5 protein-coding genes are annotated in these 5,718 nt (G+C 69.9%); all 5 read right to left on the reverse strand.

Going from position 1 to position 5,718, the window contains the following annotated elements; translation table 11 throughout:
* Nucleotides 1-1,615: 1,615 nt before the first annotated feature.
* Nucleotides 1,616-2,896: a tyrosine-type recombinase/integrase gene (locus tag AC08OO_RS22205; RefSeq protein ID WP_023841839.1), complete on the reverse strand. Its 1,281-nt coding sequence runs from the start codon at nucleotides 2,894-2,896 to the stop codon at nucleotides 1,616-1,618.
* Entirely contained in the window at nucleotides 2,896-3,105 is a 210-nt protein-coding gene (locus AC08OO_RS22210) for a hypothetical protein (protein ID WP_023841838.1), read from the reverse strand. The genes AC08OO_RS22205 and AC08OO_RS22210 overlap by 1 nt, the downstream gene beginning before the upstream one ends.
* A gap of 250 nt (nucleotides 3,106-3,355) precedes the next feature.
* Nucleotides 3,356-3,655 carry a hypothetical protein gene (locus AC08OO_RS22215; protein WP_011435483.1) on the reverse strand — a complete coding sequence of 100 codons (300 nt, stop codon included), beginning with the start codon at nucleotides 3,653-3,655 and terminating at the stop codon, nucleotides 3,356-3,358.
* A gap of 130 nt (nucleotides 3,656-3,785) precedes the next feature.
* Nucleotides 3,786-3,980: a helix-turn-helix domain-containing protein gene (locus AC08OO_RS22220; RefSeq protein ID WP_011435482.1), complete on the reverse strand. Its 195-nt coding sequence runs from the start codon at nucleotides 3,978-3,980 to the stop codon at nucleotides 3,786-3,788.
* Nucleotides 3,981-4,009: 29 nt separating this feature from the next.
* A partial coding sequence (locus tag AC08OO_RS22225) for a replication initiator (RefSeq protein ID WP_476619022.1) occupies nucleotides 4,010-5,718 on the reverse strand: 1,709 nt, incomplete at its 5' end.

The following is a 5,718-nucleotide window of genomic DNA, read 5'->3' on the forward strand; positions in this document are numbered from 1 at the left end:
AGACGCCCGCACCACCGCCCTCTTCAACCTCGCCACAGCCGGACAGCCAAGCTGAGAGCGCGACATGACCGCCGGAGCCTGCCGAATTACTCATTCTGGTATCAAGCTCGCGGTGTGGGCCGCGCCGCGCGACGGCTGCGCGCGGCCGTGGACGGCCGTGCTCGCCGGTGCGTCGCCAGCCCACACCGCGCAGACGATTCCTTGGATCTTCGAGGAACGCCGCCGGCCGGCAGCGTCGGGGGAGGGCAGCCATGGCACGACGAGCCCGACCATGGCGGTTGCGCCGCGCACGCCGGGTGGCAGGAAAAGCGAGTAGGGGGCACGCCAGCGCCCAGCCGGGAGACTGAACCAGGTCGCTCCGCTCCCCGGCAGCCCGACCCGCGCAGCCTGCCAGCGGCGAGACCTTCTGTGGTCTCTTTGCAAGTCAGGCGGATTTTTCTTCGTCCGCACCTCTAGCTCTGCGGCCAACCCTGTGACCAGGGAGTCTAGCCATTTCCGGCTAGACCTCGTACGTGGAAGTGCACCTGTGTAGTTCGTTTATCAACAACTCGTCCCCAGAAGAGTTGATCTTTTGCACAGGTTGTCCACAATTGCCTGTGGATAACTTTTTGGTGGTTGCCGTACCTGTCCTCTAGCGTCCAGAGCGAGGACGTAACGTTCGGAGCGGGGACGGCGAGTAGTCGAAAAAGCGAACGGCTCCCGTGCGGGAACACGGAAGCCGTCCTCGGATGATCATCCCGGGTAGACGGAGAGGAACACCCTTGACTCAAGACAGTACGAAAGATCTTGTTGGTAGTACACCCGCGGGCTCCGGAGGTGGTGGCCTCCCGCGCTGGATCCTGATGTTGATCGTGCTTGTGCTGTGCACTGCCCTCACTTTGATTGATCAGGAAGTGGGCGCGGCTCTGGCGGTGGGATGTGCGGTCGCCGCCGCTGTCGATCAGTTGGTCAGATCGACGAAAGATCGCTGACATCGGCCGGGTGCCGGGCGGACAGAGCCCCGGCCGGCACCCGGTCCGGCGTCCGCAATGTAGCCAAACGTGTACCAAGCCGGCGGACGTCCACGGACAGCAGTGGCCGACGGCGACATCGGCGCCCGGGGTCTGGTCGACTGTGCGGACGACCAGGGACATCAGCGGACGAACCGGACCGACTTTGCAAGACAGAGGTCAAGCGTGCCGCCAGACGCCGAGGTGTAGCAACCGCTGTAGCCACGCGCCCGGACATCGACGGGCGGTGGCGGACATCGGTGGACCGTCCGAGCTGGGCCAAGGCCTACGCAGCAGGGGACAGCCTGCGCCTTACAAGCAAGTGGTCACCTCTCGCATCACTTCGTCCGCGGCGAAGCAATGTACCCACCGCTGTACCCGAGCCGACGGACGCTGGCGGACCGATGTGGATGCGGGCGGACACGCCGCCCAGGTCGGGCCGACGCGGCGGACCCTCGCGGACGTCGGCGGACAAACCGCCCGCTACTCTTAATCCGCGGGTTCGGGGTTCAAGTCCCTGGCGGCGCACCCGTATCTACCAGCGGTTTCGTCCATTTGGACGGGGCCGCCGTTTCTTTCTGGCAGCCATGTGGGCAGCCAGTGGGCGGCCACGGGCGCGCGCCATGTCAGCCTTTCTCGTTCTCCTGGTTTTGGCCTTCTTCACCGTCCGTGGCCGGGGTTGTTTCTCCCCATAGGGCGGAGCCCATCCGATCCGCCGCGTCCGTCGACAGCTCCGGCGCCACGTGGCTGTACGTACCGAGGGTCAGGCTGATCTGCGAGTGCCCCATGATCTCCATGACCACCCGCGGGTGAACCTTCTGCGCGAGCAGCAGACTCGCCATCGTGTGCCGGGCGTCGTGGAGCCGGGCCGCGCGGACACCGGCCTGTGACAGCAGGTCCTGCCAGGCCCGGTGGTCAGCCCGGGGGTCGAGCGGCCGCCCGTTCGGCTGGACGAACACGAGATCGTGTTCGTTGGCCCACTCGCCGCCGGCCGCCTGCTGTTCGGCGCGCTGTGCGGCCCGGTGGGCCCGCAGGCTGGCCGCCAGGTTCGGCGGGATCACGATCGTCCGCCGACCGGCCCGGCTCTTCGGACGGACGATCACCAGGCCCCCGCCGGTACGACGGGGGCACCGACGGGCAGTGGTGCAGTTCTTCGGGTCGGCACAGCCGTGCGCCCAGGCCCGCCGTTGCAGGGCTTGGCGCACCGTGAGCGTGGCCGGGACCGCGTCCAGGTCGACCGCGTCCCAGGGCAGGCCCAGCGCCTCACCCTGCCGGAGCCCGAGCGCCAGCGCGACGGACCAGCGGGCCGCGTTGCGCTGGCCCTTCGCCGTGTCGAGGATGGCCCGCGCGTCCGACGCCGTGAGCGGACGGATCTCGTCCCGGTCGACGGAAGGCGGATCGACCAGCGTTGCCACGTTCCGGACGATCCGTCCCCGCCGGTGCGCGACCTTCAGCGCACGGGAGATGATCCGATGCATCTGGAGCACCGTGGCCGCGGCGAGCCCTTCTTTCTCGCACCGGTGGTAGAACGCTTCGAGGTGCTCCGGGGCGAGCCGGTCGAGCCGGACCGCGCCGAGCGCCGGGACGATCCGGTTCCGCACGTACCCGCGGTAGGTCGCCAGGGTGGACGGGCGGACCTTCCTCGCCGCGATCGTGTCCAGCCAGAACGTGAGCCACTCGTCCAGCGTCAGCGGCTTCACCCCGGTGACCACGGCGACGCCGTCTTCCTGCTCTCGGCGCAGTGCCCGCAGCTTCTCCGCGACCTCCGTGCGGGTCTTGCCGGACAGGTACTTCCGCTGTCGCTTCCCGTCCTTCCAGCCGAGGTCCACGGTCGCTCGCCAGCGGCCGGAAGCGTCCTTGTAGATCGCGCCCTCACCGGCGCCGCGCCGGCCCTTGCGCGCGGCCATCAGGCAGCGTCCAGCGGGTTGCCGTCGGGCCATTCGATGGTGTCGCACCACGGGCAGCCGTAGCGGCTGTCGCCCATGTCGCAGGCGAACTTGGACTCACCGTCCGGCTGGGGGTAGAGCCGACCCTGTCCGGCGCGGGCACGGTCGAGGTGTTCCCGGAGAGCCTGTTGAAGGCTCATCGTCGGGTGCCCGTCGTGGTCGGTGTTCATGATGAAAGGGGCTCCTTGCCGAAAGAACGGGGAGAGGCGCGCGGGCCGCGGGTGGCGTTGCCCGGTGCCGGTGGCTTTCCGTTCTCTGGCGCAGGAATGGTCTGCCGGGGCGCCGGCCGCGTCCAGGGCGCTTCGCGTCGCTGACGCGATCGGCCTACGGCCGACCCTGGACCCGTCCGACACCCCGACAGCTTCAGGCGCCACCAGAGGACGGAAGAAAAATGGAGGGGTAGAGCAGGCAGAGCAGCCGCTATGGGCGGGGAACGCTCGCCGCCGCCGGTCCCGTCGAGGGGTTGGCGTTGGCCGGGACGACTGCCGAAAGCCCGGGGTCCTGGCGGAAGATCAGGACGAGGTCGACGTCTCCGAAGTGCTCGGCGAACACGGCGTCCGCGGGCAGGTCACCCAGGATCACGGCGAGGTCGCCGACGTCCGCGCCGGGCCGGATCGTCAGGGTGTGGTCGCCGCTGTCGGTGGTGCGGGTCGCGACGAGCGGGGAGTCTCCGCCGGGGGTGCGCCACGCGCCGAAGTTGCCGGAAGAGAAGATGTTCATCAGGGCTTCGTTCCTGTCTGAGGCAGGGGTGGGGTCTCAGGTCCCGGTCGGGTGTTGGCGCACTCGCCGGGACCGCCTTGCTTGCGAGCCGGATCGGTCGGGATGGGTGGTGCTCGGCACCGCGCCCGCGTCATGCCGCTTTTCCCTCTTCGACGACGCCGCGCAGCCGGTCGACGAAGGCGACCAGGTCAGCGGCCGGGATGCGGCGCGCGCGTCCGATCCGCACGGACGGGATGTCGCCGCTGTTCATGAGTTCGTAGATCGTGGTCCGGCCGACACCGAGGAGTTCGGCGGCTTCCGCCGGAGTCAGGAGAAGCTTGGTCACGGTTCTCTCCCACGGGTCAGGACGGGTGATCAGGCGGCTTGTGCCCTGCCCGGTGGGCCGAGGCCGATTGCCGGAAGTTCGTCGGGTGCGGCGCGTCGGGCCGCGTCGAGCTGTGCGCGCCAGGCGTGGCGTTGCGCGACGGCCTGCAACAGCAGGTGTTCGCGGCGAGGTGCGGCCGGGTCGCCGGGCCGGAGCATCGTCCAGGCGGTGCGAGCCGGGTCGGTGTCGGTTGCCGCGGCCGGGCCGGTGGCGGTGTGGCCGAGCGCTTCGAGCTGCTCCCGGATGAACGCGACGCGATCATGCTTGTGGTCGGTCAGCGACTTGCCGGACCACTTGCGGCTCACCAGGACCCGCCGGCCGCCGAAGCCGAGGGTCTCCCGTCGGTGTGCCTTGCCGCGGCAGCGTCCCGGGACGAGGCCCGGTTTCGCGTTCTTCGGCTGGACGCCGTAGCGGAGCCAGTTCGCGCAGGTGGGTGAGCAGGGTTCGTAGCGCAGGGCTTCGGCGAGCCGGTCGACGTGGCGCCGTTGCCGGTCGGTGGTGGCCGTGTGGCAGGCGTCGAGGCTTTTGGTCAGGTACTTGCAGAGGTAGCCGATCATCCGGCCGGTGTGCGCCGAGTTCGAGGTGAAGCCGTCCGCTTGCAGTTGCGGGCCGAAGCGCACCACATGGGACGGTTCGTCCTCGTCTCCGATGGCGTCGAGCGCCTCATCCCAGGTGGGCAGCGGCCGGCCGGAAGCCGGATCGACGTATCCGCCCGTTTCGCTTGCCCAGGTCGGGAGTGCCGTGTCCAGGTAGACGGGCTGGCCAGACGGTGGCCACCAGACCTGGTGATACGTGGCCGCCGCCACCTGCCGCAGCAGGGCCCGTGGCACGGTTCCGCGGAGGGCCGCGTGCAGGTGCGGGGCGAGCCGCCGTTGCGGTTCGAGCGCGGCGAAGTACTGCACGTCCCAGCCGACCGCACGGCGGAGGTTCTGCCAGAAGCGGTCGATCAGCTTCGGAAAGTGGATCGCGTCGCGGGCCGCCCGCCGGTAGTCATACGACGCTGGGTCCACCGGAGCTCCGTCGGAGTTCACCCGCCCGTAGGTGTCGCAGGTCAGCGTGAGGAACATCGACGGCCGCCAGGTCGTGCCGTCCGCCGCCTCATACGTCCGGCCGATCGTGCGCTTCTCCACGGGCAACCGCGGCAGGTCGGCAGCGTCCTGCCACCGGCGGGTCGAGCGGGCACGGCGGGGCCGGTCCCGGTTGTCCGGGGCAGTCTTGCCGCGCACGCCCAGGGCGTTGAGTTCCTCGTCCACCTGGCCGATCAGCGCGTCGATCTCGGCGACGCCGGCCGGGTCACTGTCCCGTTCCGCGTCCTGCCGGGCGACTTCGAGATCCGCGCGGAAGCCGGCAAGGACCTTCGCGTCATCGGACGGCGGGTCCGGGTCGGGAAGCGGTTCGTCGTCGAGGTGCCACCCTGCCCTGCACTGCGCCATCCGCAGCCGCCGGGCCTTCTCCGCGCAGGTCGGGCACTTGCTGGCCAGGGTGGCGCCGCAGGGTACGGGGATGATCTCGGTTTCGCCGGTGTCGAGGTTCGTGCGCCGCATCGCCATCGGCCGGACGCACACGCCGTTCTCGACGGCGACCGCTTCGACGACCGCACGGGCGAGCGGCATCCGCATCCGCGCCGCCCGAGAGCCGGGCCGATCGTCACGGTTGGTGGGGTCGTGGGGGCCGGCCGGGTCAGGGCCGGGAGGGGGAG

The sequence above is a fragment of the Frankia sp. CeCAU1 genome, from assembly GCF_977971845.1.